The 25,503-nt window shown below is 72.3% G+C and carries 26 protein-coding genes and 1 pseudogene; 13 read left to right on the top strand and 14 right to left on the bottom strand.

Going from position 1 to position 25,503, the window contains the following annotated elements; all coding sequences use genetic code 11:
* Window positions 1–19: 19 nt before the first annotated feature.
* The 4 genes from OG389_RS01450 to OG389_RS01435 form a co-directional block, all read right to left on the bottom strand.
* Window positions 20–1,090 (bottom strand): ABC transporter permease, encoded by a 1,071-nt coding sequence (locus OG389_RS01450; protein WP_328296594.1) that lies wholly within the window; start codon window positions 1,088–1,090, stop codon window positions 20–22.
* The gene (locus OG389_RS01445; protein ID WP_328296593.1) at window positions 1,087–2,652 is read right to left on the bottom strand and encodes a sugar ABC transporter ATP-binding protein; all 1,566 of its coding nucleotides are present in this window, start codon (window positions 2,650–2,652) and stop codon (window positions 1,087–1,089) included. Before OG389_RS01445 ends, OG389_RS01450 begins: the two co-directional genes overlap by 4 nt.
* A 140-nt stretch (window positions 2,653–2,792) precedes the next feature.
* The gene (locus OG389_RS01440) at window positions 2,793–5,714 is read right to left on the bottom strand and encodes a SpoIIE family protein phosphatase (protein ID WP_328296592.1); all 2,922 of its coding nucleotides are present in this window, start codon (window positions 5,712–5,714) and stop codon (window positions 2,793–2,795) included.
* Between the two features lie 121 nt (window positions 5,715–5,835).
* A complete protein-coding gene (locus tag OG389_RS01435; RefSeq protein WP_328296591.1) occupies window positions 5,836–6,777 on the bottom strand; it encodes a cyclase family protein in 942 nt (313 codons plus the stop codon).
* Window positions 6,778–6,916: 139 nt separating this feature from the next.
* On the opposite strand from OG389_RS01435, the gene OG389_RS01430 reads away from it, so the two are divergent.
* Entirely contained in the window at window positions 6,917–8,086 is a 1,170-nt protein-coding gene (locus OG389_RS01430; protein ID WP_328296590.1) for a PP2C family protein-serine/threonine phosphatase, read from the top strand.
* A gap of 344 nt (window positions 8,087–8,430) precedes the next feature.
* On the opposite strand, the gene OG389_RS01425 is transcribed toward OG389_RS01430, so the two are convergent.
* The 5 genes from OG389_RS01425 to OG389_RS01405 all read right to left on the bottom strand — a co-directional run bounded on the left by OG389_RS01425 (window position 8,431) and on the right by OG389_RS01405 (window position 13,424).
* Complete coding sequence (locus OG389_RS01425) at window positions 8,431–10,143, bottom strand: peptide-N4-asparagine amidase (RefSeq protein ID WP_328296589.1); 1,713 nt, start codon at window positions 10,141–10,143, stop codon at window positions 8,431–8,433.
* A 99-nt stretch (window positions 10,144–10,242) separates the two neighbouring features.
* On the bottom strand, window positions 10,243–10,875 hold the full coding sequence (locus tag OG389_RS01420) for a nucleotidyltransferase domain-containing protein (protein WP_328296588.1): 633 nt from the start codon (window positions 10,873–10,875) through the stop codon (window positions 10,243–10,245).
* 30 nt (window positions 10,876–10,905) lie between these two features.
* Complete coding sequence (locus OG389_RS01415; protein ID WP_328296587.1) at window positions 10,906–12,315, bottom strand: MFS transporter; 1,410 nt, start codon at window positions 12,313–12,315, stop codon at window positions 10,906–10,908.
* Window positions 12,316–12,411: 96 nt separating this feature from the next.
* Window positions 12,412–12,654, bottom strand: a complete 243-nt coding sequence (locus OG389_RS01410) for a hypothetical protein (RefSeq protein WP_328296586.1) — start codon at window positions 12,652–12,654, stop codon at window positions 12,412–12,414.
* Window positions 12,655–12,671: 17 nt separating this feature from the next.
* Window positions 12,672–13,424, bottom strand: coding sequence for an SOS response-associated peptidase (locus OG389_RS01405; protein ID WP_328296585.1), 753 nt, complete (start codon window positions 13,422–13,424; stop codon window positions 12,672–12,674).
* A gap of 296 nt (window positions 13,425–13,720) precedes the next feature.
* On the opposite strand from OG389_RS01405, the gene OG389_RS01400 reads away from it, so the two are divergent.
* Window positions 13,721–14,017, top strand: coding sequence for a WhiB family transcriptional regulator (locus tag OG389_RS01400; RefSeq protein ID WP_328296584.1), 297 nt, complete (start codon window positions 13,721–13,723; stop codon window positions 14,015–14,017).
* A gap of 51 nt (window positions 14,018–14,068) precedes the next feature.
* On the opposite strand, the gene OG389_RS01395 is transcribed toward OG389_RS01400, so the two are convergent.
* The 4 genes from OG389_RS01395 to OG389_RS01380 form a co-directional block, all read right to left on the bottom strand.
* On the bottom strand, window positions 14,069–14,413 hold the full coding sequence (locus OG389_RS01395) for an SH3 domain-containing protein (protein WP_328296583.1): 345 nt from the start codon (window positions 14,411–14,413) through the stop codon (window positions 14,069–14,071).
* Between the two features lie 158 nt (window positions 14,414–14,571).
* On the bottom strand, window positions 14,572–15,570 hold the full coding sequence (locus tag OG389_RS01390) for an anti-sigma factor RsbA family regulatory protein (RefSeq protein WP_328296582.1): 999 nt from the start codon (window positions 15,568–15,570) through the stop codon (window positions 14,572–14,574).
* Window positions 15,571–15,781: 211 nt separating this feature from the next.
* Complete coding sequence (locus tag OG389_RS01385; RefSeq protein ID WP_328296581.1) at window positions 15,782–16,693, bottom strand: SigB/SigF/SigG family RNA polymerase sigma factor; 912 nt, start codon at window positions 16,691–16,693, stop codon at window positions 15,782–15,784.
* 292 nt (window positions 16,694–16,985) lie between these two features.
* Window positions 16,986–17,159 carry a CsbD family protein gene (locus tag OG389_RS01380; RefSeq protein ID WP_328296580.1) on the bottom strand — a complete coding sequence of 58 codons (174 nt, stop codon included), beginning with the start codon at window positions 17,157–17,159 and terminating at the stop codon, window positions 16,986–16,988.
* A gap of 240 nt (window positions 17,160–17,399) precedes the next feature.
* Here OG389_RS01380 and OG389_RS01375 point away from each other — a divergent pair, with 240 nt between their 5' ends.
* From OG389_RS01375 to OG389_RS01355, 5 genes are all read left to right on the top strand, one after another.
* A complete protein-coding gene (locus OG389_RS01375; protein WP_328296579.1) occupies window positions 17,400–17,729 on the top strand; it encodes a plasmid stabilization protein in 330 nt (109 codons plus the stop codon).
* A gap of 14 nt (window positions 17,730–17,743) precedes the next feature.
* A complete protein-coding gene (locus OG389_RS01370) occupies window positions 17,744–18,043 on the top strand; it encodes a hypothetical protein (protein ID WP_328296578.1) in 300 nt (99 codons plus the stop codon).
* 204 nt (window positions 18,044–18,247) lie between these two features.
* The gene (locus OG389_RS01365) at window positions 18,248–18,931 is read left to right on the top strand and encodes a HemK2/MTQ2 family protein methyltransferase (protein ID WP_328296577.1); all 684 of its coding nucleotides are present in this window, start codon (window positions 18,248–18,250) and stop codon (window positions 18,929–18,931) included.
* A gap of 112 nt (window positions 18,932–19,043) precedes the next feature.
* The gene (locus tag OG389_RS01360; RefSeq protein WP_443059406.1) at window positions 19,044–19,274 is read left to right on the top strand and encodes a CDGSH iron-sulfur domain-containing protein; all 231 of its coding nucleotides are present in this window, start codon (window positions 19,044–19,046) and stop codon (window positions 19,272–19,274) included.
* Complete coding sequence (locus OG389_RS01355) at window positions 19,255–20,277, top strand: iron-containing redox enzyme family protein (RefSeq protein ID WP_328296575.1); 1,023 nt, start codon at window positions 19,255–19,257, stop codon at window positions 20,275–20,277. The genes OG389_RS01360 and OG389_RS01355 overlap by 20 nt, the downstream gene beginning before the upstream one ends.
* Before the next feature lie 8 nt (window positions 20,278–20,285).
* On the opposite strand, the gene OG389_RS01350 is transcribed toward OG389_RS01355, so the two are convergent.
* A complete protein-coding gene (locus tag OG389_RS01350) occupies window positions 20,286–20,738 on the bottom strand; it encodes a flavin reductase family protein (RefSeq protein WP_328303440.1) in 453 nt (150 codons plus the stop codon).
* A 241-nt stretch (window positions 20,739–20,979) separates the two neighbouring features.
* Between OG389_RS01350 and OG389_RS01345 the strand changes: the two genes are divergently transcribed.
* The 6 genes and pseudogenes from OG389_RS01345 to OG389_RS01320 all read left to right on the top strand — a co-directional run bounded on the left by OG389_RS01345 (window position 20,980) and on the right by OG389_RS01320 (window position 25,457).
* Entirely contained in the window at window positions 20,980–21,135 is a 156-nt protein-coding gene (locus OG389_RS01345) for a DUF6131 family protein (RefSeq protein ID WP_328296574.1), read from the top strand.
* A 116-nt stretch (window positions 21,136–21,251) separates the two neighbouring features.
* Window positions 21,252–22,619, top strand: coding sequence for a mycothione reductase (locus OG389_RS01340; RefSeq protein WP_328296573.1), 1,368 nt, complete (start codon window positions 21,252–21,254; stop codon window positions 22,617–22,619).
* Between the two features lie 67 nt (window positions 22,620–22,686).
* A pseudogene (locus OG389_RS36695) lies at window positions 22,687–22,875 on the top strand (LLM class flavin-dependent oxidoreductase); the annotation flags it as partial.
* Window positions 22,876–23,104: 229 nt separating this feature from the next.
* Window positions 23,105–23,266: a hydrophobic protein gene (locus OG389_RS01330; protein ID WP_328296572.1), complete on the top strand. Its 162-nt coding sequence runs from the start codon at window positions 23,105–23,107 to the stop codon at window positions 23,264–23,266.
* A 94-nt stretch (window positions 23,267–23,360) separates the two neighbouring features.
* Window positions 23,361–23,729 (top strand): PRC-barrel domain-containing protein, encoded by a 369-nt coding sequence (locus OG389_RS01325; protein WP_328296571.1) that lies wholly within the window; start codon window positions 23,361–23,363, stop codon window positions 23,727–23,729.
* A gap of 132 nt (window positions 23,730–23,861) precedes the next feature.
* Entirely contained in the window at window positions 23,862–25,457 is a 1,596-nt protein-coding gene (locus OG389_RS01320) for an FMN-binding glutamate synthase family protein (RefSeq protein WP_443059188.1), read from the top strand.
* Window positions 25,458–25,503: the final 46 nt, after the last annotated feature.

Raw genomic sequence — 25,503 nt, 5'->3', positions numbered from 1 at the left:
CGGGGGTGCGCTGGAGGGTTTACGGGGCTTCGGGCGCCGGTGGCCCCGGCGGAGCAGGTCCTGGTGCCGGACCTGGCCCCACTGCCGGCCCCGCGGGCGGGTGCCCGTCGGTCGCGGCCCGGGTACGCAGCCGCCGCCGGGCCGCGTAGCCGGCCAGTCCGACGGCGAGCAGCAGGGTGCCCCCGTTGAACAGCGGAGTGGCCCAGAACTGGGCGCCGAGCTGGCCGATTCCGGCGAGCCCGACGGCGAGGACGCTGACGGCCACGAGGGTTCCGAGCGCGTTGGCGCGGCCGGGCCTGATCGTGGTGGAGCCGAGCAGCGCGCCGACGAAGGCGGGCAGCAGGTAGTCCAGGCCCACGCTCGGGTTGCCGGTCTGCTGCTGCGCGGCCAGCAGGACCCCGGCGATGCCCACGACGAGTCCCGATGCGGCGAAGGCGTAGACGGAGTACCGGTGGGTGGGGATGCCGATGATGGCGGCGGCGCGCCGGTTGGAACCGACGACGTACAGGTACCGGCCGAACGGCAGCCGCTCCAGTACCACCCAGAGCACGACGACCGTGGTGAGGACGTAGAAGGCGGGCAGGGGCAGACCGAGGAACCGGGCGTCGTAGAGACGGGTGAAGGCGGCGGGCAGGCCGTCCGGGCCGGGCACGATCCTGCTGCCGCCGGTGAGCCATCCGGTGAGGGCGTACATGATGCTGCCGGTGCCGAGCGTGGCGATGAAGGAGTCGATCCGGGCGAACTCGACGACGGCCCCGTTCACCGCGCCGACCAGCGCTCCGCCGAGGACGACGGCGAGGCAGGCCAGCGGCCAGGGCGTTGCCCGGTCGACGACCAGGTACATCACCATGACGTGCGCCAGCCCCAGCCCGTAGCCGATGGACAGGTCGAACTTGCCGGTGGCGATGGGGATCGTCGCACCGAGCGCGAGGAGGGCGGGGATCGACTGGTTGGACAGGATGGAGGACACGTTGTCCCGGGTGGGGAAGGTGTCCGGCAGGGCGATGGAGAAGCCGACGAAGAGCAGCGCGGTCAGGGCCAGCAGGCCGTAGTTGCCGACGATGTGCCCGCGCGGGGACCGGGGGGTCACGGGCCCGCCGTGCTTCCGGTGATCGGGGGCATGGCCGAGGCGGCGCGGGTCAGCTCGACGGGCGTCAGGCCGGTGCCCGCCTGCTCGGCCGCCACCTTCCCGCGGACGAAGACCAGCGCGCGGTGGCAGAGGTCCGCGACCTCCTCGAAGTCGGTGGACACCAGCAGGATCGCCAGGCCTCCGGCCGCGGCCTCCTCGAGCAGCCGGTGGACCGCCGCCTTGGCGCCGACGTCCACGCTCGCGGTCGGCTCCTCGAGGACCAGCAGCCGCAGGCGCCCGCGGAGAGCCCGGCCGAGGACGACCTTCTGCTGATTGCCCCCGGACAGGGTGGCGATGGGCACCTCGCCGTCGCGGGGGCGCACCGAGAACCGTTCGATCAGGGCGGCGCTCTCGCGCCGCTCGCGCCGGGCGCCGAGCCAGTGCCACGCCGGTACGCCCGATGCCCGGGGGTTGGCCAGGAAGTTCTCCCGGACCGTCAGATCGGGGGCGCAGCCCTCCTCCTGGCGGTTGGCGGCCACGAAGCCGACTCCCCGGCCGAGGGCGGCGGCCACGCTGCGCGGGTGGTACGGCAGGCCGTCGAGCAGGGCCCGCCCGCCGAGCGGCGGCAGCGCTCCGGCGAGGGCCCGGCCCAGGTCCATATGGCCGGCGCCGATCAGCCCGACCATGCCCAGGATCTCTCCGGGCGCCAGCTCCAGACTGACGGGCCCGGTGCGCCGCGTCGTCACGGCGTCGAGGCGCAGTACGGGAGGACGCCCGGCGCGCACGGGGGCGGCGGGCCCCCGCCCGGCGGGTACGCCGCCCGCGATGTCACGGACCAGACGCGCGGGACCGTACCCGGCGAGCGGACCTCCGCTGACGAGGCGTCCGTCGCGCAGGACGGCGAAGGCGTCCGCGACCCGGTACACCTCGTCGAGCCGGTGACTGACGTACAGGACGGCGTGCCCCCGGTCGCGCAGCGCGTGCAGGACGTCGAAGAGGTGGGCGCAGTCCGCGGCGGGGAGCGTGGCGGTCGGCTCGTCGAGCACGAAGAGCTCGGTGCGGCGCGCGAGGGCACGGGCGATGGCCACCAGGGAACGTTCCGCGGGTGCGAGGTCCGCGATCCGGGCGTCGGCGTCGAGGTGTCCCGCGACGGTCCGCAGGGCCTCCTGGCAGCCCTCCCGGGTGCGCCGCCAGGAGATCAGGCCGTGGCGGCGCGGGTAGCCCGTCCCCAGGGCGATGTTCTCGGCGACCGTCATCCACTCCACCAGCCCGAGGTCCTGGTGGATGAACGACATCTTCGCGGAGGCGGCCTCGGACCCGAGCGGGTGCCCGGCCACCGTCACCTCGCCCTGGTCGGCCCCGTGGACCCCGGCGAGCACTTTGATGAGCGTGGACTTCCCGGCGCCGTTGGGGCCCAGGAGGGCGAGCACGCTGCCGCGGTGGAGGTCTAGGTCGACCGAGTCCAGCGCGACGGTACCGCCGAACCGCTTGCCGAGGCCGCGGACCCGCAGGAGCGGCTCGGCGGCGGAATGCGCGGGCGGGCCGCTGGTCGAGGTGTCGGAAGGATCATGGGCGTCATGCACGGACGTCTCCGGGGCCTACCTCGGATCCCCCTCTCGGGAGGGCGGGACAGGGAGGATGCTACTGGCAGGAAAGGGACAATCCGCTGCATGACGTGGACAAGCCGCATTGATACCCGATTCCGCCCCGGATCGGCCCCGGTTCAACCGGCGTCCAGGGCGCATTCGGCCCAGATCACCTTGCCGCCGGGCGTGTAGCGGGTGCCCCAGGACTGGGCCAGCTGTGCCACGAGGAACAGGCCGCGCCCGCCTTCGTCCGTGTTGGCGGCCCGCCGCATGTGCGGGGCGGTACTGCTGCCGTCGGAGACCTCGCAGATCAGGGTGCGGTCGTGGATCAGGCGTACCTGGATCGGTGCGGTGCCGTAGCGGACGGCGTTGGTGACCAGTTCGCTCAGCAGCAGCTCGGCGGCGAAGGAGACATCCTCCAGCCCCCAGTGGGCCAGCTGGCGCGTGGCGGCGGCCCGGATGGCGGACACCCGCGCGGGATCGGCCGGCATGTCCCAGGTCGCGATCCGGTCGGCGGGCAGGGTGTGGGTGCGGGCGACGAGCAGGGCGATGTCGTCGGAAGGGTGCTCGGGCGTCATGGCGGTCATGACCGCCTGACAGGTTTCCTCGGGGCTCCGGTCCGGGTGGGCCAGGGTGCGCCGGAGCAGTTCGAGGGCGACGTCGATGTCGCGGTGGCGGTCCTCGACGAGCCCGTCGGTGTAGAGGACGAGCGTGCTGTCCCGGGCTAGCTCGATCTCGGCCGTCTCGAAGGGCAGGCCGCCCAGGCCCAGCGGCGGGCCGGCGGGCAGGTCGGGGAAGGTCACGGTGCCGTCCGGACGGACCAGGGCCGGCGGCAGGTGGCCCGCCCTGGCCATGGTGCACTGCCGTGAGGTGGGGTCGTAGATGGCGTACAGGCAGGTCGCGCCGACGATGCCGGTGCTGCCCGTGGCGTGGTCGCCCCCCTCCTCCCGGTCCATGCGTACCAGGAGGTTGTCCAGGTGGGTCAGGAGTTCGTCGGGGGCGAGTTCCAGTTCGGCGAAGTTGCGCGCGGCGGTCCGCAGCCGGCCCATCGTCGCGGCGGCGTGCAGCCCGTGTCCGACGACGTCGCCCACGAGGAGGGCTACGCGGGCGCCGGACAGGGGGATGACATCGAACCAGTCGCCGCCGACCCCGGATTCGGCGGGCAGATAGCGGTGGGCGACCTCGACGGCACCCTGCTCGGGCAGTCCGCGGGGGAGCAGGCTGCGCTGGAGCGTCAGGGCCAAGGCGTGTTCCCGGGTGTAGCGGCGGGCGTTGTCCACGCACAGGGCGGCGCGGGCCGCGAGTTCCTGGGCGAGCCGGCTGTCGTCCTCCCCGTAGGGGGCGGGGTCCTGGGAGCGGTAGAAGCTCGCGATACCGAGCAGGACGCCGCGGGCGAGCAGCGGAACGGCGATCAGGGAGTGCACACCGCAGGCCATGACCTTCCGCGCGCGCTCGGGGTCCTGTCCGATCCAGCCGGCCGCGGACTTCAGCTCGGGTTCCAGGAACGTGTGCCCCTCGGTCAGGCAGCGCATGATCGGATTCCCGGGGTGCAGCCGCACTACCCGGCCGGCCGGGTAGAAGGGGCAGTCGTCGCGGATGCCGTGGACCACGGACCGGTACAGGTCGGTCCCGGGACCGGCCGCGTCGTCGCCGTGCCGGGGGTCGGTGGGGTCGTCGCCGCGCAGCACGGCCCCGATCAGGTCGACGGTGACGTGGTCGGCGAGGGCCGGAACCGCCATCTCGGCGAGCTCGCGGGCGGTGCGGCCCACGTCCAGGGTGGTGCCGATCCGGGTGCTGGCCTCGGCCAGCAGCTCCAGGCGCCGCCGTGCCTCGATGGCGTACTTCCCGACCTCCGGTTCGCCCACCAGCACCAGGCCGCGGACGGTGCCGGGCCGGGACCCGGCGGCGGGGGCGGGCCCGGTGGACTCCGATTCGGTGGGCTCCGGTTCGGTGGGCGCAGGCCCTGGCTCCGCCCCCGGTCCGGCGGGCGGCGGTACGGGGCGGGTGGCGCCGGGGCGGGGCGCGACGGAGAGGTGATGGACCGGGGGTGTGTCGCTGCTGAGCACCGCCTCGACGACCATGCCCTCCACCCCGGAGCTGCTGGTGACGGGCCGGCTCAGTAGGGTGGCCGCCCGGCCGTGGGGGAGCGCTACGGCGACCGCCGCCCGCTTGGACGAGGAGATCAGCTCGGTCGCCCGGTCCTTGAGGATCGTCTGGTCGTGCGGGTCCAGCGCCAGATCGTCGAGCCCGTCCAGCTGGGCCAGCCCGTCGAGCCCGTCGAGCCCGTCGAGCCCGTCGAGCCCGTCGAGCCCGTCCAGCCCGGCCGGCGCCGCCGGGCCGGTCGGCCCGGTGCGGTGCCCGTCGTGGGCGTCCGCGCCGCTCCCGCCGGTCAGGGCGCGCCCTTCGGCATCGAGGTACGCACGCAGCAGCCCGCGCTCACGCTCCGAACTCTGCTCCGTCAGCCGCCGCTCGATCGTCCCGGCCGCCCGGCGCAGCAGTACGGCGAGGGACGGACGCTCGTAGGCGTGTGGGTACCCGAAGCAGAGCACGCCCGCGATCCGCCCGCTGATCTGGTCGCGGATGGGTATGGCGCAGCAGGCGTTGGACTGGGCGCGTTCGGCGAAGTGCTCCGCGCCGTAGACCTGGACGGGGCCCCGTTCGGCCAGCGCGAGGCCGATGCCGTTGGTCCCGCCGAAGCGTTCGGCGAAGACGAAGCCGGGCACGATCTGGATGGGAGGCAGGCTGCGGGCCAGGGAGGGATCGCCGAATCGGCGTTGCAGCACCGTGCCGTCGGCGTCGGCGAGGGCGATGTTCATCCGGCTGCCCGAGAAGCGGGACTCCAGCTCGTCGAGGACGGGTGCGGCGGCGCGCACGAGCCGGCTGTCCGGATCGAAGTCGTCCCGGTAGGGCAGCTCGGTCCCGTCCGGTGACAGTCCCAGCAGCCGGCAGCGCAGCCAGGAGTTCAGGATCGGACCGCGTACCCCGGCCCCGGCGGATTCGCCCACCAGGAACCGCTCACGGGAGCGTGCGGGGCCTATCTGCTCTCCCGTGATCCCCATACGCATCACTTCCCCTGGCTGGTACGGGTCGGTGCCGGTCCGTGCGGTCCCTGCGGTCCCGGCGACGAAGGCTGAATCATGGATCGGTCCGGTTCGAGTCTATTCTCGCCTATTTGTCGCTTCATAGGACAGCCACCGGATTGACCGGCGATCCCGTCCCGCCGGGAATGTCGAGTGGCGTCACGACGATCATGAACTCGTGGCGTCCCGCCTCGGCGCACGCGGCGGACAGCGCCTCCAGGTCCAGGTTGTCCAGCAGGGGCACCCCCATGGCCGCGACGGCCAGCGCGTGGACGGGGGAGTGCAGGCCCTCGACCGGGGAAGGCCGGACGTCGCTGTCCCCGTCCGAGCCGAGCAGGCTGACGGCCCGCTCCGCCAGCAGGGGCATCGCGTCCACGTGGAACCCCGCGCTGGCCGCGTCGACGTCCCACGGCCCCAGCTCGCGGCGGCGCCGGAACCTGCCGGAGCGCAGCAGCACCGCGCACCCGTCGTCGATCCCCACCCCGAGCACCCGCTCGGCGGCGACGACGTCCCGGGCGCGGACCGCGTGCCCGGGCTCCAGCCAGTCGACGCCGAGGGCGACGGGCAGGTCGAGGAGCACTCCCCTGGTCACGAGCGGTCCCAGCGCGGCCACCGAGCCGAACCGGGCCCCGCCGGAGCCGATGACCTCGCGCGCCGGGTGGCCCCCGTAGAGCAGCCCCCGGTAGGCGATGTGTGACAGCGCGTCGAGGTGGCTGACTCCCTTGCCGTGGTAGTCCACGCCCAGGAAGTCCTTGTGGGCGGAGGGCTCCGGGGGCTCCACATCGCCGAGGTCGGTCATGTAGTGCAGCGCGGGCCTGGCGTTGTCGGGACCCGGTCGGGTGTTCCAGGGCAACCCCAGGGACACCGTCGTACCGTCCCTCACCAGGGCGGCGGCCCTGCGCACATGGTCCGGGGTGACCCGGTTCCAGGCACCCCGGTCGGCCGGGACCCAGCGGCCCCACGTACGGAGCGAGGCGAAGAGGGCGTCGAATTCCTCACGGGAGACCCGGGGGACCTCCGCCGGGTCGGTGCTCACGGGCATGGGGCGCTCCAGACTCGGAGGGCGGTGGGGCGGCCTTCCGTCCGCGGATCCCTACCCGGTCCGGGCCGCGGCCGGACACCTGAGGGGACGGGTGCACCCGAAGTGGCGGCCGGTCGCCCCGCAGGGGCAGGCTGTACTCATGAGTGCGCCCGTGCGCTCGCCCCCGGGACCGGGAGCCGGCGGTCACCATCAGGTCCTTTTCGTGCTCGCGGAGTGCGTGCCCTTCGCGATCGCCCTGCTGGTGCTCCTCATCGAGCTCACACCCGCGCACGTCGTGTACACCGGCCCCTTGCTGGTGGCGACGCCCGCCCTGGCGGCGGTGACGATGGGCCCCAGGGGCACGCTCGCGGCGGCGGGCGTGGCCGTCGGGGTCAGCGTGATCACCGCCACCCACAACCACGCGTGGGGCGGTCAGCAGGTCTACACGAACTTCCTCGCCCTGTCCCTGGTGTCGGCGGCGAGCTTCATCACGAGCAGCACCGTGCGCACGCGCCGGGAGAGCGAGCTCAACCAGATCCGCCGGATCGCCGTGGCCGCGCAGGAGGTCCTGCTGCGTCCCGTGCCGGCCCGGCTGGGGCCCGTACGGGCGGCCAGCATGTACCTGGCGGCGGAGACGGGGGCCCAGATCGGCGGTGACCTGTACGACGTGGTCCAGACCCGGTACGGGGTCCGGATGATCGTCGGTGACGTGCGCGGCAAGGGGCTGCCCGCGGTGCGCGCGGCCGCGGTGGTGCTCGGCGCGTTCCGGGAGGCGGTGCACTACGAGGACGACCTGGTGGAGGTCGTCAACCACTGCGGCGAGGCCCTGCGCCGGGACGCCGTCATCATGGGCGCGGGTGCGAACGGCGCCGACGACGCCCTCCGGGAAGCCTTCGTGACCGCGCTCGTGGCCCAGATCCCGGACGGCCCCGCCGTCGAGGTGATCAACCGGGGCCATCCGCCACCGCTGCTGCTGTGCGACGGCACGGTCCGGGCGCTGATGCCGGCCACCCACCTGCCGCCGCTGGGTCTCGAGGAGTTCATCAGCGGTGCTCCCTGCCGGACGGACACCTATCCGTTCCTGCCGGGGGACCGGCTGCTGCTGTACACGGACGGTGTGATCGAGGCCCGCGACGGCGACAACGCCTTCGCCTTCTTCGATCTGCCGGCGGCGATGAAGACGATGTGCGACCACACCGGGCAGGCGTTCCTGGAGGGGTTGCGGCAGGGACTGCTCCGCCACACGCACGGGTGTCTGGCGGACGATGTGGCGCTCGTCCTCGTCGACCGACTCGAGGGCGGGGCCGACGGCGGCCGGGGGGAGGGGTGAGTGGAGGGGGAACCCGGGGTGGGCCGGGGCGTGGAAGGACCTACGAAACGGGCTCCCTGCGCCGGTATTGTCCGGATCAGGTGATGGGGGTCGCCTTCGGGTCTTCCGACCGTCGGACCTCTCAGCCCTACCGTTGACGTCGGCCGGGGCGGACAACAACAACCGAATTCCGCCTCAGTCGGCTACTACGGTCGAACTCCCTCGCTCGCCTCGTAGGCCTATAAATAGGATAGTCCGCCGGCAAGCGATTTGACCGCTCGCATGCACTTTTTTGTGATTCCGGACCGGCCGGGTGTGGTGCGGGGGCGTGCGCCCCCGCACCGCGGGTCATGGCGCCGTCGGTGTCAACAGCGGCGGCGGTCCTGCGTGATGGTGCCCTGGGCGGTGGCCACGGTGCGGTCGTAGCAGCCTCCGGGCGCTCCGGTTCCGTGGGCCCGGTAGCGGGCGGAGGTGGTGGCGACGGCGTGCCGCTGGTCGCGCGGAACGTTCGCGGTGTAGCTCGCGTCGCCCGTGTACTGGTCGTCGGTCCGGGACCGCTCGACCTCCCGGCCGCCGCGCAGGGTGACGGTGTCCGAGCGGTCCCCGAGCGTGATGACGGTGCGGAGCCGGTCGCCCGCGCCCAGGGTGGTCTCGCCGTCCATCGTGTAGGTGCGGTTCGTCCGGGTGGTGGTCGTCCCGCGCGTGACGCTCTCCTCGTCGGTCCAGGTCGCGGTCAGCCCGTCGCGGTCCTCTCCTTCGGTCCAGCGGTGGACCGAGGTGTTGTGCACCGAGCGGGAGACGGTGGTGGTGACCCGGCCGTGCGAGGTGTCCAGGTATCCGGCGACGGTCAGCCGGTGCCCACCCTCGGTGTCCAGGCGGTGCTCGGCGCCGGGCGCGGCGGGCGTCCAGCGCGAGGAGTTGGCCGGATCGCTCCGCTCGGCGCGGGTGAGGGCCCCGGTGACGACCTCACGGGCCGCGTCCTGCCAGAGCAGCAGGTTGGCGGGGGTGGCCCAGCCGCTCTGCCCGGCCGGTACTCCGGCGACGGACACCTCGACGCGGTGCGGTCGCCCGTCGTTGAGGAGGGCGGCGTACGGGGTGAGGTCGTAGCGGAGCGGCTGGACGTCGAAGGCGCGGGGGCCGGGGGTCACGTACCAGAGGAAGGGGTTGGACCAGCCGCCGGTCCACACGGTCGGGAAGGGCGCGGCGATGCCGGCGATCTGCCCGTCGACGGAGATCCGGACCTCGCGGTAGGGGCCGTCGGCCGCCTTGCAGGAGTAGGGGGCCGCCTCGGGGGTGGTCATGTACCAGTACTCCTCGCAGCCGCCGCCCGAGCCCGTGGCGTACACCTCGGCCAGCAGCCGCTCGGTGTTGCGCGGGAGGGTGACCGCCGGGGTGGTGAGCGCCAGCACACGGTCCGGGGTGCGGCCGGCGTCGGAGCGGGCCGCGTCGGGCCGGGCGGCGCCGGGGCGGGCGGCGCCGGGGCGGCGCTCGGCGGTGTAGAAGGTCAGGGTGACCTTGACGTCGATGACGCCGGTGTAGGTGTCGTCGACGACGTTGCCGATGAGCATCTCCACGGGCTGCGGGCGGCTGAGCGTGTCCCGGTAGTGGGTGACGTCCTTCTCGACCGACCAGGCGATGCCGTCCGGTGAGGGCTCGGGAGTCGAGGTGTGGAAGATCTCCACTCCGCCGACGGAGAGGTGGCCGAGGCGGTCGAACTGGCGGCCCTTGACCTTGCCGTCGAGGCGGAGCACGACCGCCGCCCAGTCGGCCGTTCCACAGCCGGTGGGCGGTACGTAAGAGCCCTGGTACGGGGTGAAGTCGCGGAACTGCGCCTCGGCCAGGGTCACCTGGCAGGACCGGGTCCCGGGGTGGGCCACGGGCGGGGCGGGGGTGAGGGGGTCGTGCCAGTCCGTCCCGAACTCGGCGGGCGGCGGCTGTGCGCCGGGTGCCGCAGGTGCGGGGGAGGCCGCCGCGGGCGCGCCGCCGGGTTCGGCCGCCACCGCCGGGCCCGCGGCGGCGAGGGTGGCCGCCGCGAGGGTCAGCGCGCCGAGCACGCCCATGATCCTGTGTCGTCTCATGGGCCCGCAGTGAAACCCGGCCCGCCGCGGGAGCGCCAGGGCGGAGGGCTCACCCCTGGCCGGATCTCGCCGCCGGCCCCGATCGGCGGCCGCGCCGTTCTACCGGAGGTCCGTCAGCCAGCTGTGCCCCGGATGGACATGGGCCAGGAGCTCGGCCAGGGTCCGGCGCTGGACGGCGTCCATCAGGGGAAGCGCGCCGGCGAAGTCGTGCTGGTCCTTGGGGCGGGTCGCCTTGGCCTTGAACAGCAGTGCCAGTTCCGGTGCGAGGTAGGGGATCCCGTCCGGGGTGTGGCGGACGACGGAGGCGTACGGCAGCCGGACGGACGGGTCGCGCCGGCAGATCCAGGTCGGGCCGTCGTGGGGCTCGCGGAACACGTCGACCAGGAAGTTCCCGGTCGACGGGTCGCGCAGCCAGGTCTGATGGCCCAGTCCGTAGACCTCCGGCGTGAGCTCCCAGAGGCGGTCGGACGCCACGACGTCGAAGGCGAACCCGGGGAACCGGGCGCGGATCTCGGGGAACCGGGCGGCCGGGACGGCGATCTCGAGGTCGCCGTGCTCTCGGGTCCGTTCGCCGATGAACAGGTCGACGGCCCATCCCCCGGCCACGTACCAGGGGACCGGAACGCCGGCCAGCCGGGCTGCCACCTCGGCGGGGGTCCATGCCCGGGTCCACCTGGCCACGGCCTCGGATTCGGTGATCTCGACTCCGCCGGGGGGCAGTTCGTGGGTCATCCGGCCAGGCTACCGCGCAGTGCCGCGCTGTTACGGGGCCCGGTCGGGACCGCTCGGCACCGCCGCGACCCTGCCGCGCGCCATGAGCCGGTGGCGCAGGGCCATGACGACAGCCACCGCGGCCAGGACCGCCGCCCCGCCCAGCCGCATGATCGCGTCGTAGGCCTCCTCGGGCGGCCGCTGCGGTGTCATCGCCGAGATTCCCGCAGCCGCCCCGGCCAGGGCGATCGCACCCATCGTCACCATGAACGTCAGCAGTACGCCCGCTGCCTCCCCTGCCCTGGCCGGCGCGACGACCTGTTGCGTCGCCACGCCGGAATACGTCCAGCCCAGCCCCAGGCCCAGCCCGCACCACGCGAACACCGGCACGTACAGCCACCAGGCGGAGACCTCGGTCAGGGCGTACATCCCCGTGCCCGCGAGGCCCCCGGCCAGTGCCATCACGGCGGTCGGCGGCATGTGCCGGGCCAGCCGCGCCCCGAGCGGCCCGCTGAGCGCCACCAGCAGGGCCGGAGCCAGGAAGACGGTGCCCGCCAGGAGCGGCGAGAGGCCGCGCACGCCCTGGAGGTAGAGCGTGGCGAGGAAGACCGTGACGCCGTAGCCCATGTTCGACAGCGTGCCCATCGCGGTCACCAGGACGTAGGGGATGTTGCGGAACAGCCGCAGGTCGATCAGCGGATGCCGGGTCAGCCGCTCCCGCACCAGGAACAGCCCGCCGGTCACCGCGGCCACCGCGAAGAGACCGAGGGTGCGCGCGCTGTTCCAGCCCCAGGCGTCTCCGCGCTCCACGGCGGTGGTGAGGGTGGCCAGCGAGCAGACGATCAGGGCGCAGCCCAGGAGATCGAGCTCCCGCGAGGCCGATGTGTCGCGCGAGTCCGGGACGTACACGAGGGCAACGAGCAGGGAGAGCAGGCTCAGCGGCGCCATCAGCCAGAAGATCCAGCGCCAGCCGGGCCCCTCGGTGAAGCCTCCGCCGACGAAGGGACCGAGCGCGGTCCCGATGTTGGCGACACCGAACACGGCGCCCAGGGCCTTCGTGCGGCTCTCCTCCGGAAAGGTGTTGGTGATCACGGACACGGCCACCGGGAAGACGAACGCCGCGCCGACCCCCTGTGCGACCCGGGCCGCCACCAGCGGGCCGAGGCCGGGAGCCAGCGCGCACCCCACGGAACCGGCCGCGAACAGGGCCGTACCGGCCAGCAGGGTGCCCCGCCTCCCGAAGACGTCGCCCATCCGGCCACCGACGATGAAGAAGCAGCCGATGGCCAGCATGTACGCGGACAGGGTCCACTGCGCGGCCGAAACCGTGACGCCCAGCTCCGCCGAGATGCCGGGAATGGCGAGATTGAGGGCGAAGAAGTCGAGCTGGATGCAGAACAGCGCGACGGCGACCGCGATGAAGGCCCCGGTCCGAGCTGCCGCCGAAGACTCAGCGCGCATGAGAGAGATCCTCTCAGCCGACCCTCGTCCCATTGTGGGGCGAGCTGCCGCGGGCCGCAGCCCGGTTCGGCCCCGGACACCGTTCCGACAGGCGGCTCAGGCTCTGGTGAGGACGCAGAGATCACTGTCGTCAGGGTCTCCCAAGTACGCCCAGAGGCTGGGCGCCCCGGGGGCACCGCCGACCTCGTAGGAGGCGGACAGTTCACCGTCGAACTCGATCTGGACCTCGCTCACCGCCGCCCGTTCGCCCGGCGCCGTCGCGGTGTTGACCTCCCACGGACCGTAGCCGGTCCTGATCCGCTCGTCCGCGGTCCCCGGAGGCCCGGGCGCCATCTCCACCGAGGTATTGAACGCGTTCAGGCGTCAGGGTCCCGTGGGCCGCGGCCGGGGTCGTCGAGGAGGTGGGGGCCGTCGTTGCGGACGCTGTTGACGGCGGTGGACACGGCGGTCACCGCGAGGCGGCCGCCGGCCGGGGGGTGGAGAAGGGCCCGGATGTCCGCGGTGTCCTGGTGCGAGGGGTCGAGCCAGGCGCCGTAGTCGCCCGGGTCGAGGGCGAGCGGCATCCGGGGGTGGGCGCGGCCGGCCGCGTCGGTGGCCTCGGTGGTGATGATCGTGGCCGTGGTGAGCCACGCCGCCGGGTCGTCCTCGTCGGTGACGGAGGGGTCGCGCCAGAACTCGTACAGTCCGGCCATCGCCATCACGGATCCGCTCTCGGGCCGGATGAAGTACGGCTGCTTGTACGCCTTGGCCGGTCCGGTGGCCGGCACGGTGACCCACTCGTAGAAGCCGTCCGCGGGCAGTAGGCACCGGCGTTTGGCCAGGGCCCGCCGGTAGGCCGGCTTCTCGTGCACCGTCTCCACCCGCGCATTGATCATCCGCGATCCCACCGTCGGATCCTTCGCCCAGGACGGGACCAGACCCCATCGCACCGGGCGCAGGCGCCGCTGGACCTCCCCGGTGTCACGGGCGGCTCGTTCCAGAACGGCCCACACCTCGTCGGTGGGCGCCACGTTCCAGGAGGGGCCCAGTACGCGGGCGGGGTCGAGGTGGGCGTCGAAGAGGTCTGCGAGGTCTCCGGGTGCCCGGGAGGAGGCGTAACGGCCGCACATGCCGTCCATTCTCACACCCCTCCGCTCGCGCCGGGAGGGGCGAACGCGCTCCCGCCCGACGCCAAGAGACCCCGCCGCCCACCGGGGCCCCGCCGCACGACTCACGCCCGACCCGGTGAACGATCGCGGTCACGGTGTTCGGGTTGGCGTCCGGCTGGCTGTTTGAGGCGCGTGCTCCGGGCCAGACGAGGAGGATCACGACCGCGCGTCCGGAGCCGCTTCGGATCCGGTCGTCCGTATCCGTATCCGTTTCGGTATCGGTGTCCGAATCCGATGGAGGTTTCGAGGTGGGAAACGTGTCGCGTCTGCCCGGCCGTGCCGAGCACCACTGGCTGTGGCAGGAGGGGGCCGCATGTCGGGAACTGGGCTCGCGCCTCTTCTTCCACATCACGGGCGAGCCGGCCCCGGACCGTGAGGCCCGCCACGAGGCGGCGAAAGAGGTGTGCGCGCTGTGCCCGGTGCAGCGCGACTGCCTGCGGCACGCGTTGGAGGTGGGGGAGCCGTTCGGGATCTGGGGCGGGCTCACCGAAGGCGAACGGCGTCGGCTCGGTGCCGCCGGAGGGGAGAGGCCGGCGCTGTCCTCCACGGCTTGAGCAACGGCCGCGGCCCCCACCTGTTCGGGGCCGCGGCCCGGCTCAGCGCTCTCAGCAGGGGCGGACCGGCTGGAGGTTGTGGACGTAGCGGGCCGAGACCCAGCCCTTCGATCCGTGCAGGCGGTACCACACCGGGTTGCCGTCCACCCAGCCCCCGCGCTTCTGGCACTCGAGGAGCACCCGCTCGTGCGGGTGCAGCTGCTTCACCACGCCCGAGTACACGGTCGGCTTCTCGCGGACGTTGAGCGGCGCCTTGGACTCCACCACGCCCACGGGGCGGTTCTCGGCCCGCGCGTGCCCACCGCCGCGGCCGTCGGCCGCCCAGCCGGCCGTGCTCAGCGGGCCGAGCAGTACTCCGGCCGCCAGGACGTACGTCAGCAATGCCTTCTTCACCATCGGATCCACTCTTCCTGTGTCGCCTGGGCGCGGGGTCGGCGGCGCCTGCCGCCGATCACCCGATCGACTATCCACCGCCCGGGCGGCGGCCTGGAGGGAACACGCCCTTCGTTGCACCGAATGGCTCAGCCGCCCGCGCGGGCGGCTGAGCCGGGGCGTTACGGCAGCGTTCCGGGCCGCATGTCGAGGTGGACCTGGACCGTCGTCCCCGTGGCACCCGTGTGGATGCGGACCAGCGCGGCGAACTCGTTGACGAGGACCAGCCCGCGGCCTCCGGGTCGCTCGACGGGGGGCGGTACGCGGCCGGCGAGCGGATCGCGCAACAGCCCCGAGTCCCGTACGTCGCACACCAGTTGATCCGAGTCTGCCCAGACCCGGAGGGTCCCGCTGCCGCCGCCGTGCAGCACGCTGTTCGTCGTCAGCTCGGCCACCGTCAGCGACAGCGCCGCACGGGTGTCGTCGGCCGCGCCGAGCCGCGAGGCGATCCGGGAGGCGAACAGGCGTGCGTCGTGCAGACGCCCCGCGTCGAACCGGAAGGAGGCGGCGTCGCCGGGGTGGGGCAGTGGCTCGTTGCCGCGTGCGAGGGCGCGGGCGGGTGCGAACCCGCCGCTCACCCGCTCCTGACCGTCCTCGATCACGGTCGGATGGGTGACCCGCGCGTCGGCGAGTACGCCAGCGGGCAGCCGTTCCGCGTCGTACGTGCACACGACGGTCACGTCCCGGCCGCGGAAGACGGCGTTGATCAGTGCTTCGTGCTGGAGGCACGCCGGGTACTCCCGCGCGGTGCGCCCCGGCCAGACCGGCTCACCGATGATCCGGACGTGCCCGGAGCGGTGGGCGTTGGCGAAGGGGAGGAGAACCCCGGGGATGATCCGGCCGGGATTGCGGCCCGCCGACGCCATGTCGAGGAAACGCACACCGGGTGCGGCGGGGGCCGCGAGATCCGAGTGGAGGTCGGCGAGTTGCTCCGTGATCAGCCTGAGGTTCCCGTTCGGCAGGGCCACGGCGACGGGCTCCCCGGCTTCCGCACCGGCCCTGATCATGGGCGCCAGAGCGGCCACGTACTCGTGCTCGCCGCGGTAGAAGAGCGCCGGGTGTTCGAAGGGCGCCACAGGGGACGTGCGGCTCAGTACGTCCCGCGCGCCCCGGCTGGTCATGGCGGTCCCTTCCCGACGGCGACCTCCTCGGGAAGGCCCGGTCGTGAGAGTCGTACCTCCTGAATTCAGCGCGTCCCCTGCCTGCGAGGACTCATAGGCGCTGCTGCCCGGGAATCGGGGGGTCATGCCCCCGTGTGTGTCTGCATTGGATGTGTCAGGTACGACCGATACAGAGCTCAATATCCGGGTGTCCGGGCGGGACTGCCCTGGCCTACGGCGTGACGGCGTCGTCGGTCAGAAGTCCTGTCCTCAGCCGTTCGGTGATCCGGTTCAGCAGGCGGGAGACGTGCATCTGGGAGAGACCGAGCCGGTCGCCGATCTCGGACTGGGTGAGTTCCTCCCCGAAACGCATGGCCAGGATCTGCCGGTCGCGGTCGCTGAGCGTCGTCAGGAGGGGCTTGAGCGTTTCCAGGCATTCGATGAGGTCGTACGCGGCTTCCTCCGTGCCGAGCGAGGACGCCAGCGGCATCACGGTCGTGTCCTCGCCGACGGGAGCGTCGAGGGAGCCGGCCGTGTAGCCGTTGGCGGCCTGGAGGCCCTCGACCAGTTCGTGCTCGGTGATTCCGAGCTGCCGCGCCAGCTCGCGGTCGGTCGGTCGGCGACCCAGCGACTGTTCGAGGGCGTCGTACGTCTTGGCGATGTCGAGCCGGAGCTCCTGCAGCCGCCGGGGGACCTTCACCGACCAGCTGGTGTCCCGGAAGAATCGTTTGATCTCGCCGGTGATGGTGGGTACCGCGAACGTGGCGAACTCGATCCCACGTTCCACTTCGTACCGGTTGATGGCCTTGATGAGGCCGATCGTGCCGACCTGGATGATGTCCTCCATCGGTTCCCTGCGCGTGCGGTAGCGGCGGGCCGCGTACTTCACCAGGCTGAGGTTGAGCTCGACCAGGGTGTTGCGCACGTACGAGTACTCGACGGTGCCCTCTTCCAGCGTGTCCAGGCGCCGGAACAGCGCGGTGGACAGGGTCCGGGCGTCCGCGGTGCTGACACTGACGGGAGATTCGGGGATGTCGAGCGCGAGCGCCACGCCGACCGGAGGCGCCGGGACATCGGGCACGGCAGGGGGGAGCTCGGTACGGAGGGGGTCCGGGTCCGCGATGTCGCAGGACGTACGGGACATGCGCGGCACGGGTGCTGTTGATGCCGTGGGTGACATGTGAAACCTCCGACGGATGGGACTGCTGCCACAGGCGCAGCGGGGGCCGTCGTCGTCTTCCTGATCGGTATATACCCCCCACGGGGCGGGCTGACCCACTTCGCGTTCCCCCGCGGTTCCCGGAGGGATTCGGCGGACCGGCCAGAAGGCCCCGGTGGCGTCGTGGGAAACGACGGCACCGGGGCCGGTGGGAAGCGGGGAAATGGGGAAGCGGGGGAACAGGGGAACTGGGTGACCGCGGTTCTGTGACCGCTGTTCAGCGCTTGGACTTCTTGACCTGGTCGGCCGCCTTCGCCGCGGCTTCCTGAGCCTTGCCGGTCAGACGTTCCGCGGCCCCTTCCGCCTGCATGCGCCTGTCGTCCATCGCGTCGCCGGCGGTTTCCTTGATCTTGCCCTTGACCTGCTTGGCCTTCGCCTTCGCCTTGCTCATGACGGTTCCGGTCCTCTCGGTCGTACGGTGTTTCTTCCGATGGGCCGCGACTGCCCGGGACCGCCCGGTGTATGCCTACGGGACCGCCCCGAGTTCGGGCGGCGCTCCGGCCGCCCCGGAATTCCGGCCCGCGCGGTGGCGGATTCCTCCCGCACTTCCGGTGGCTTCGCCGTGGCGCTCGCGCAGGATTGGACGGCGCGTCCGCGGGTAGCCGCGCGCTGAACCGGAAGGAGCAGTGCCATGCCCCGTGGATCCAGCCCCAAGCGCGAGCGGCAGTACGAGCACATCAAGGAGAGCGCGCTCGACCGAGGGGAGAGCGAGAGGAAGGCGGAGGAGATCGCCGCCCGGACGGTCAACAAGGAGCGTGCGCGGCACGGCGAGTCGAAGACGGCGAGCCGCCTCTCGCTGCAGGACATGTCCTCCGGCGAGCGCGGCGGTCACCGCTCGCACAGCGGCGCCGAAGGCCGCACGTACGGCCAGCTCTACCAGGAAGCCAAGCACCGCAACATCGAGGGGCGCTCGAAGATGAACAAGGAACAGCTGCGGCGCGCACTCGGCGGCGGCAGCTGAGGGAGGCGCACGTCATGCATGGAGCCGGATTCGCCGACCGCGAGCGGCGCGCTCCGGGCGGGACGGAAGGCGGTCTCCAGGCCGGTCGTTCGCTGGACCGGCTGCTGCGCCCGCTCCGCCGGCCCAGCCGCACGGCACGGACGGCCGCCTTGCTGGGGGCCGTGTCCGTGGCCCTGCTGATCGCGGCGTCCGTGACCGTGGCCCAGCCCCTGATCTGGGCCTTCGCGGTTGCCTGGGCCCTGACCCTCGTCACGGCCCTCCCGCTGCTGGTCCGCTGGTGCCGTCGGCGCTGGCAGAGCCGCGCAAGGATGTGAGCACGGACGCGAGCACGGACGCGAGCACGGACGCGAGCGCGGACGTGAAACCGCCTCGGTGTGATCACCCCCAGGATTACCCTCGTGTGATCCTCTGAAGATCGATGGGGCCGCGGTAGCTCCCCGCGTTCCGGGCAGACGCCTCCCGTTCCGTCAATCGGCGCGATCCGCTCCCCGCGGGCCGTGCCCGCCCGGAGGTGCGCGATGCTCAACACGGCCCTGACGAGCGGGACCACCCAGGTAAGGCTTCTCGCCCCGCCCGGTGTGTACCGCCCACAGGCCGATACGCGCCTCCTGGCGGACGCCCTGTCCGGCGAGGAGCTGGGGCCGGCCACCGAGGTCCTGGAGATCGGTACGGGTACGGGCGCTCTCGCGCTCGACGCCGCCGGCGCGGGGGCACGGGTGACCGCTGTCGACGTCTCCTGGCCCGCGGTGATCGCGGCCCGGTTCAACGCGCTGCGCAGGGGGACGCCGCTCTCCGTGCTGCACGGAGACTTCGCCGTCCGTACCCGGGGCCGTCGCTTCGACCTCGTACTCGCCAATCCGCCGTACGTACCGTCCCCGCGGGCCCGGCTGCCCTCCCACGGCGCCGCCCGCGCATGGGAAGCCGGCCCGGACGGGCGCGAGGTCGTCGACCGGATCTGTTCGAGCGCGCCCGCGCTGCTGCGGCCCGGCGGGATCCTGCTCATGGTGCACTCGGGGATGTGCGGTACCGCGACCACCCTGGAGCACTTGAGTCGTGAAGGCCTGACGGCAGAGGTCGTGGCGCGGGCCACGGTGCCGTGGGGACCGGTACTCCGCTCCAGGCGGGCCTGGCTGCTGAGCCGGGGCCTGGCCGACGGCGGCGAGCGGGAAGAGCTGGTAGTCTTCCGTGCCCGGCGTGCGTGACGACCGGCCGGGCGGCCGGGAGGAGCCCGATCGCGGTGAGCGACGCGCGGCCCGCCGGGTGACGGTGGATCCACAGGGCCCGGTCCTGGTCGAAGGGCCCGTGGAGATCGTCATGGACGACGGGAGCCTCGTCCGCTCCGACCGCTTCATGGTCGCCGTGTGCACCTGCCGCCGCAGCCGGACCTACCCCTGGTGCGACACGAGCCACCGCCCCCGCGAACGCCGGGCCGCCCCACCCGAAGACCGGGCCGAGGACCACGACACCCGAACCGAGGACCACGACCCCCGAACCGGGAGCACGCCCCCAAGGACAGGAGCACCGGATGACGGCCCCCCGCGGTAGCACGAGCAGTGGACCCGACCTGGTGCGAGGCCGGGGCGCCCTGTCGGACGCCGTCCTCGACGCGTTGCGCACCGGGCGTCCGCCCGTGCACGGGGCCGGCGCGGTCCTCTCGGCCGATCCGTGGGGCGAGGACCTCCAGCTCGCGCTCTACCTGCTCTACGAGCTCCACTACCGGGGTTTCGGCGAAGTCGACGACGACCGCGAGTGGGACCCGGATCTGCTCCGCCTGCGGCAGGCGCTGGAAACCCGGTTCCTGCACGCGCTGCGCACCGACCTGGCGGATGCCCCCCGGTCGGCCGAGGAGGCCTTCGCGCCGCTCCTCGTCGAGCCGGTGGACCTGGCGGGCAGTGTCAGCCGCCTCCTCGAGACCGAGGGGGAGCTGTGGCAGTTGCGCGAGTACGCGGCCCTGCGCTCGCTGTACCACCTCAAGGAAGCCGACCCGCACGTCTGGGTCGTTCCCCGGCTGACCGGACGGGCCAAGGCCGGCATGGTCGCGATCGAGTACGACGAGTTCGGTGCCGGTCACGCCGCGGACATCCACGCCAGGCTCTTCGCCGACCTGATGGACGACCTCGGCCTGGACCACACCTACGGCAGGTACCTGGACCACGCTCCGGCGCCGCTGCTCGCCACCGTCAACCTCATGTCGCTCTTCGGCCTGCACCGCGCGCTGCGCGGCGCCCTGGTCGGGCACTTCGCCTGCGTAGAAGTGACCTCCTCGCCGGGCTCGCGCCGCATGGCCGCGGCGATGCGGCGATGCGGCGCGGGACCGGCCGCCGAGCGTTTCTACGCGGAACACGTGGAGGCCGACGCGGTGCACGAACAGGTCGTACGGCGCGAGGTGATCGGCGGTCTCCTGGACGAGGAACCTCAGTTGGAGCCCGACGTGGCCTTCGGGTGCGCGGCGACGGTCCTGCTGGAGGACCGTCTCGGAGACCACCTGCTGGAAGCCTGGGGGCAGGGCCGCTCCGCCCTGCGGACGGAACTGGCGCCGGCGTCCTGAGACCCGGATCAGGCCGGGTGCCCCGGGGAGATGTCCGCGATGTCGCTGAACCGGAGCAGCGCCGGCCCCTCCCCGTCCCCGGGCGGCGGACCGTGGCGAACGGGCTCGAGCATGAAGCCGACGTGGTCCCCGTCGCCTTCGACGAGGCCCCGTACCCGGCCGACGAACCAGGCGGGACAGTCCGCGAGCACTGGCGTGGCGCCCTCGCCGGCCCACCAGTCCACCCGGTCGAACTTGTCGAGGTCGTCACCGGTCTCCCCGCCGAACAGCTCCGCCGTCCGCCGCTGCTCGCGGCGCAGGACGTGTACGGCCAGGTGGGAGGCGCGGCGTGCGATGCCGTACGTACGGTTGGCCGTCGAGATCCACACCATGAAACGGGGCGGGTCGATCGAGCACTGCGAGGCGAATCCCACCAGGCACCCGGCCTGCTGGTCACCGGCCGACGCCGTCACGACGTACATCGGGTAGTCGAGCACGTCCGTGAAGCCGTCCAGTCCGGATCCGGCCACGGAGGTCTCCTCGGGTGCGGGCACGGCGAGCGGCCGTGCGGGCCGTTCCAGTATGGCGCCGGAGCGGCCCGTCCGCCCGTAGAAGATCAGGGCCGTGTCGCAGTTAAGAACGCGATTCCCGGGTACGCGCGATCTGAGTCACCACGGCGGATCAACCGTTCCGCCGGATTCCCGACGTGAGAACGAGGACATCATGCTTTTTGCCGGACTCATCCTCCTGCTCATCGGATTCCTGACCGGAATCTCCATCCTCTGGACCATCGGGATCATCCTGCTCGTCATCGGGGCGGTGCTCTGGATCCTGGGATCGGTCGGACACGCGGTCGGCGGCCGCCGCCATTACTGGTAAACGCCATTACTGGTAAAAGCGGCCCACGCACGTGGTCCCGGCTGTGGGTGCGACCCGGAGCCGGGACCCGCTTGTGCGGCCGCGCGCGGTCCGGCCGGGCCTCGTAGGCTGGCACGATGCGTCAGCACGACCTGGTCGTCATCGGTGCGGGGTCCGGGAACACCGTCATCGACGATTCCTTCGCGGGTCTCGACGTGGCCGTCGTCGAGGAGAAATGGTTCGGCGGAACCTGTCTGAACGCGGGCTGCATTCCGAGCAAGATGTTCGCCCACACCGCACACGTGGCCCGGACGGTCGCCGGAGCGGGAACCTACGATGTGGACGCGGAGCTGCTCGCCGTGCGCTGGCGGGACGTGCGCGACCGGGTGTTCGGACGGTTGGACGCCGACCGCGAGGAGGGGCGCCGCGGGCGCCGGGAGTCGGACTTCGTCACCGTGTACGAGGGAAGCGCACGCTTCACCGGCCCGCGCGCACTGCGGATCGACCTCGCGGACGGCGCCGTCGACATCGGGGCCCGCCAGATCGTCGTCGCCGCCGGCGGGCGCCCCTCGGTGCCCCCGCCGGTCGAGGAGTCCCGACTGCCGTACGAGACGTCCGACACCGTCATGTGGATCGACGCCCCGCCCCGCCGCCTGGCCGTCCTCGGCGGCGGCTACATCGCTGCCGAGCTCGCGGAGGTGTTCGCCGCGGCCGGCAGCTCGGTGGTCGTCGTGGAGAAGGAGCGGCGGCTGCTCGGCCCCCAGGACGAGACCGTCGCCGAACGGTTCACCGAGCTGGCCCGTACCCGCTACGACCTCCGGCTCGGCCGGGAGGTCGTAGCAGTCGGGGGCCGTCCGGGGGCACTGCGGCTGACCCTCGACGACGCTTCGACGGTCGAGGCGGACATGCTGCTGGTCGCCACGGGTCGGGTGCCCAACAGCGACCGGCTGAACCTCGGCGCCGCGGGCATCGCCGTCCGCGACGACGGCCGCATCCTCGTCGACGCGCACCAGCGCACCACCGCGGAGGGCGTCTTCGCGCTCGGTGACATCTGCGCACCGGTAGCGCTGAAGCACGTGGCCAACCGCGAGGCGCGGGTCGTCGCCCACAACCTGCGCCACCCCGACGACCTGATCGCGGCCGACCACGACCTGGTGCCCGCGGCCGTCTTCACCCGCCCCCAGATCGCCTCGATCGGTGTCACTGGGCAGGAGTGCCGCCGCCGGGGGCTGGACCCGCTGGTGGGCGAGGCCCGGTACGCGGACGTCGCCTACGGCTGGGCGATGGAGGACACCACCGGCTTCTGCAAGGTGCTCGCCGAACGCGGAACGGGCCGACTGCTCGGCGCACACATCATGGGGCCGCAGGCAGCCACCCTCATCCAGCCCCTCGTCCTGGCGATGACCCTGGGCATCGACGCGTCCACCCTCGCCAGGTCCCCGTACTGGATCCATCCGGCGCTCACCGAGGTGGTGGAGAAGGCGCTCCTCGACCTGGACCTGTGACGGGGCGGCGGGGGTCCCACGCCGGGGGAGTTCCGCTCCGCGGGGGTTTGCGGGACGTGATACCGGCATCCTGGGCGCGGCCGCGCAGGCCACGTCCAGGATCCCGCTCATGACGTACGTGGCCTGTCCGACCTTCCGCCACCACCCGGTGGTCGTCGCGTAGAAGGCGGCGACGGTGCAGATCCTGTCCGAAGGCCGGTTCCGGCTGGGGCTGGGCTCGGGGGAGAACCTGGACGAACACGTCGTCGGGGCCGGCCGGCGTGGACGCCTTCGTCGAAGCCGTACGTCCGTACGCGGACGCCGGATTCACCGAAGTGGCCCTCGTCCAGATCGGTGGAGAGCATCAACACCCGTTCCTGGAATGGTCCGAGACTAAACTCTTGCCCGCGCTGAGGGGCATTTGACGGTTCGCTCCGAATGAATCGCGCATTCATGTGCGTGAGCGGGCGGTACGGGGGCAGACGGATTTTCGGAGGTTGATAAACATGGTTCCCCTTCTTCTCGTTCTTCTACTGATCGTGCTTCTCGCCGGCGCCGGATTCGCGCTGAAGATCCTGTGGTGGGTCGCGATTGCCGTACTGGTGCTGTGGCTGATCGGTTTCGTCGCCCGCCCCAAGAACAGCAGCGGCCGCTGGTACCGCTGGTAGCGGGCCGGCCCCGGAATTCCGACTCGGACGAACGACGTACGGGACGGCAGGGAACCTCCTGCCGTCCACTGTGTACCGGAGGAGTTGTTTTCGCGTGACTGAGCATGTGTGGAGTTGGAAGTCGACCGCCGGCCACCTGGCCGGGACCGATCTGACCGGGTACAAGGTCGAGGCGACCGACGGTGGTATCGGCAAGGTGGACAAGCACTCCGACGAGGTCGGTGACGCCTACCTGGTCGTGGACACCGGGGTGTGGATCTTCGGCAAGGAGGTCCTGCTGCCGGCGAGCACCGTCGTCAGCATCGACCCCGGGGAGCGCAGGATCTTCGTGGACCGGACCATGGGCCAGATCAAACAGGCCCCCGAGTTCCACCGGGACAAGCACCTCGGCGACGCCGGGTACCGCGAGGAACTGGTGACCTACTACGGCACCAGCGGCCCCTTCGGTATCCCGCCGGCCTGACCGGCACGAGGCAGTGGGCCCGGACTTATCGAGTCCGGGCCCACTGCCGTGCCCGCTCCCGACCTGTGCGCGGCCGGGGGCACGCGCCACGGAAGGCCGATTGACAGCCGGACTTCGGGACACAAGCGCGACGTGCTGAAAACACTCGCCGTAGCCCTCCCCTGTTCCCTGGCCGCGGGAGCCTCCGTCGCGGCCGTCCTGGTCTCGCCCTGGTGGTCGGCCCCGGCCGCCCTCCTGCTCCTGCTCGCGCTGGTGGCCGTCCACGACCTCGTGCAGCGCCGGCACTCCGTCCTGCGGAACTACCCGCTGCTCGGACACCTCCGCTTCGCACTGGAGGCGCTGCGGCCGGAACTGCAGCAGTACTTCATCGAGCGGAACTTCGACGGCCGCCCCTTCGACCGCGACACGCGCAGCATCGTCTACGAGCGCGCCAAGGGAACCGACGCCGAGGAGCCCTTCGGTACCGAGCTCGACCTCTACCGGGCCGGCGGCGAGTACCTCGTCCCGTCGATGGCCCCGCGCCCGGTGCGCACCGATCCGCCCCGGGTCCGGATCGGCGGGCCCGACTGCACCCGGCCCTACGACATGGCTCTGCTCAACGTCTCCGCGATGAGCTTCGGCTCGCTGTCGGCCAATGCCGTGCTCGCCCTCAACACGGGAGCGGAACTGGGCGGGTTCGCCCACGACACCGGCGAGGGCGGGCTGTCCGAGTACCACCTGCGGCCGGGCGGGGACCTCGTGTGGGAGATCGGCACCGGATACTTCGGGTGCCGGACCGGTGAAGGTGCCTTCGACGAGCGGGAGTTCGCCGTCAAGGCGGCGCACGAGCAGGTCAAGTGCGTCTCGCTGAAGATCAGCCAGGGTGCCAAGCCCGGCATCGGAGGGGTGCTGCCGGGTGCCAAGGTGAACGCGGAGATCGCGGAGGTCCGCGGGGTTCCGCAGGGGGAGACCGTCATCTCGCCGCCCTTCCACCGCGTCTACTCCACACCACGCGAACTGGTGCGCTTCCTGGCCCGGATGCGCGAGCTGGCAGGTGGCAAGCCCGTCGGGTTCAAGCTGTGCGTCGGATCGCGCCGCGAGTTCCTCGCCGTGTGCAAGGCGATGCTCGAGGAGGACAGCACACCGGACTTCATCGTCGTCGACGGCGCGGAAGGCGGTACGGGCGCGGCCCCGCTGGAGTTCGCCGACAACGTCGGCCTGCCACTCGGCGAGGGGCTGATGACCGTCCACAACGCACTCGTCGGCGCCGGACTGCGCGACCGCATCAGGATCGGGGCCGCCGGAAAGGTCGCCACCGGCAGCGACCTCGTCAAACGCCTGCTCCAGGGAGCCGACTACACCAATTCCGCCCGCGCCATGATGTTCGCGATCGGCTGCATCCAGGCCCAGCGCTGCCACACCAACACCTGCCCCGTCGGTGTCGCAACCCAGGACGAACGGCGCGCCCGCGCCGTCGACGTGGGCGACAAGTCGCGGCGCGTACACCGCTACCAGCGGGCAACGGTCGAGAGCGCACTGCAGATCATGGAGGCCATGGGGGTCGACGACCCGTCCGGACTGCACCCGCGCATGCTCCTCCAGCGGGTGGACCCGCACACCGTCCGCTCCTACGCCGAACTCCACACGTGGCTCACTCCCGGACAACTGCTCGCGTCGGCGCCCGCGTCAGCGCCCGCGGACTGGGCAGGCGACTGGCGGGCGGCCGACCCGGACCGCTTCACCCACTGACCACGGCCTCCCGTACGGGGGGCCGTACCGGACCGAAGGGGACTCC

This window comes from Streptomyces sp. NBC_00435 (assembly GCF_036014235.1).
GTDB lineage: Bacteria > Actinomycetota > Actinomycetes > Streptomycetales > Streptomycetaceae > Streptomyces.
The sequence above is the reverse complement of the archived record's forward strand: the minus strand, read 5'-3'. Positions and strand labels throughout refer to the sequence as shown.